Origin of the sequence: Nonomuraea corallina (genome assembly GCF_027620315.1) — a bacterium.
In the GTDB taxonomy this organism is placed as follows: Bacteria; Actinomycetota; Actinomycetes; order Streptosporangiales; family Streptosporangiaceae; genus Nonomuraea; species Nonomuraea corallina.
In genome coordinates this window covers 1-1219 of sequence record NZ_JAPNNL010000347.1, presented here as the reverse complement: position 1 = coordinate 1219, position 1219 = coordinate 1, and the positions used below count along the sequence as shown (strand labels likewise).

The 1219-nt window shown below is 67.9% G+C and carries 1 pseudogene; it reads left to right on the top strand.

Annotation, left to right across the window (positions count from 1 at the left end):
- Window positions 1-1219: pseudogene (locus OUY22_RS36630) on the top strand (DNA-directed RNA polymerase subunit beta); the annotation flags it as partial.

Below are 1219 nucleotides of genomic sequence, written 5' to 3'. Positions count from 1 at the left end.
AGAGGACATCGTCGCCACCATCGAGTACATCGTCCGGTTGCACGCCGGAGAGGAGTCGATGCCGGCCGCCCCCGAGGCGCCGGTCGACACGGTGATCGTCGAGACCGACGACATCGACCACTTCGGCAACCGCCGCCTGCGCAGCGTCGGCGAGCTCATCCAGAACCAGGTCCGCCTGGGCCTGGCCCGCATGGAGCGCGTCGTCCGCGAGCGGATGACCACGCAGGACGTCGAGGCGATCACGCCGCAGACTCTGATCAACATCCGCCCGGTGGTGGCGTCGATCAAGGAGTTCTTCGGCACCTCGCAGCTGTCGCAGTTCATGGACCAGACCAACCCGCTGGCCGGCCTGACGCACAAGCGGCGTCTCTCCGCGCTGGGTCCCGGTGGTCTGTCCCGTGAGCGGGCCGGCTTCGAGGTCCGTGACGTGCACCCGTCCCACTACGGCCGGATGTGCCCGATCGAGACCCCTGAAGGCCCCAACATCGGCCTCATCGGCTCGCTCGCCTCGTACGGCCGGATCAACGCGTTCGGCTTCGTCGAGACTCCTTACCGCAAGGTCGTCGACGGCAAGGTGACCGACCAGATCGACTACCTCACCGCCGACGAGGAAGACCGCTACGTCAAGGCGCAGGCCAACACCGCGCTCAACCCCGACGGCTCGTTCGCCGAGTCCCGGGTGCTCGTCCGCACCAAGGGCGGCGAGACCGAGCTGGCCAGGGCCGAAGAGGTCGACTACATCGACGTGTCGCCGCGCCAGATGGTGTCGGTGGCCACCGCGATGATCCCGTTCCTGGAGCACGACGACGCCAACCGCGCGCTCATGGGCTCCAACATGCAGCGCCAGTCGGTGCCGCTCCTCAAGAGCGAGGCGCCGCTGGTCGGCACCGGCATGGAGTACCGCGCCGCGACCGACGCCGGCGACGTCATCAGCGCCGAGAAGGCCGGGGTGGTCGAGGAGGTCTCCGCCGACTACATCACCGTGGCCAACGACGACGGCACCCGGACCACCTACCGGGTGGCCAAGTTCAAGCGCTCCAACCAGGGCACCTCGTTCAACCAGAAGCCCATCGTGGCCGAGGGCGACCGCGTCGAGGTCAACCAGGTCATCGCCGACGGTCCCTGCACCGAGGACGGCGAGATGGCGCTGGGCAAGAACCTGCTGGTGGCGTTCATGCCGTGGGAGGGTCACAACTACGAGGACGCGATCATCCTGTCC